General features: G+C 56.7%; 1 protein-coding gene. It reads right to left on the bottom strand.

Going from position 1 to position 1,389, the window contains the following annotated elements; translation table 11 throughout:
• Positions 1-27 precede the first annotated feature (27 nt).
• Positions 28-1,281, bottom strand: a complete 1,254-nt coding sequence (locus BUB16_RS20980) for an IS256 family transposase (protein ID WP_073068799.1) — start codon at positions 1,279-1,281, stop codon at positions 28-30.
• Between the last annotated feature and the right edge of the window lie 108 nt (positions 1,282-1,389).

Below are 1,389 nucleotides of genomic sequence, written 5' to 3'. Positions count from 1 at the left end.
GCTTGTGCAAGTTTTTTTCTGTAAAAGTTACTCAGCCATAGCTGGTTGATGGATCTTCTTCGGAGGATCCTCCGAAGAAGATTTTTGTTTTTTCTTAAATTCTTCTAGTTGGTTCATCTTCAGGTACCGTCGCCCGGTGATCCAATCCTCGTGCTGTTCCTTAAGCATCGCTCCAAACAGCCGCAGGCAACTATCGGGGTTGGGAAAGATCCGCACCGGTTTGCTGCGACGCTTCAGCTCCTGGTGGAGCCGCTCGACCGCGTTCGTGGTTCGCAGGCGTCGCCGGTGAGTTTCTGGGGCAACCCGAAAGACCGTCAAGGTCTGCGGGGCCTCCTCGCTAAGCCAGTCAGCCACATCCGGCAGCGGACCTTCCAGCTCTTCGATAAGCTCCCCGAGCCGGGCTTTGGCCTGCCGGTAGGAGTTCTCTTTTCGCCATACCCGCTGCAAGGCTTCCTGGATCTGCTCTTCTTGCTTTTTCGGGACCCGCTCGGTTGCATTGCCCAGAAAGTGGTATTGGCAACGCTGCCAGGGAATCCCGCTGTAATGGTCTCGCAAGGCCGCCTTGATCCCGGGATGATTGTCACTGACAAACAGCTGGACGCCGGAAAGCCCCCGCTCCTTAAGTCCTTTGATAAACCTGCTCCAAACCGCTTCGGATTCGCCCCAGCCGGTCTCCACGGCCAGCACATGGCGGTGGCCGCTCTCGGCTACGCCGATCGCCACCAGCACCGCCATGTCCACGATGATCCCGTCGCGACGACACCGCTCGTAGCGGGCGTCGATCTTCACATACGGGTAATCTTGGGGTAGTGGCCGGCTCCGCCAAGCCTCTAGCTCCGTATCCAGCTGCTCGGAAAACCGGCTGATGGTACTGGCCGAAAACTCTTTGCCCAGCAGCCGCTCGGTCACCTTGGCCATCTTTCGGGTCGAAACGCCCTGAACATAGGCCTCGGCCAGGGCCGCCACCAAGGCTTTTTCGCTGCGCTGGTAGCGCTCCAGGATCGACGGGTAAAACGCCCCGTCTCGGGTCTGGGGGACCCGCAGGTGCAGCGTCCCCACCCGGGTATACAGCTGCCGCGGCTTGTAGCCGTTACGCGAGGTGCGCCGCTGGTCGCTGCGCTCGTAGGGGGCGGCGCCAATGTGTTGGTCGCGTTCGAGTTCCATAAGCTGTTGCACTCCTAATTGCAGAATTTCCGCCAGCAGATTCTCGCTGTCGGTCGCCAGTAAATCTTCCAGCTGAAATTTTCCGTTTTTCTTTGTATTCTTCTTTTTAGAGGTCATGGCATCGATGGTTTGGTTATGATTTTAAGCGATCAATCAAAACCTAGCCATGGCCTTTCTTTTTTTCCAATTCCTTACCTACTTTTACAGAAACTAATTTACACAGCG

This window comes from Fodinibius roseus (assembly GCF_900129315.1).
GTDB lineage: Bacteria > Bacteroidota > Rhodothermia > Balneolales > Balneolaceae > Fodinibius > Fodinibius roseus.
The sequence above is the reverse complement of the archived record's forward strand: the minus strand, read 5'-3'. Positions and strand labels throughout refer to the sequence as shown.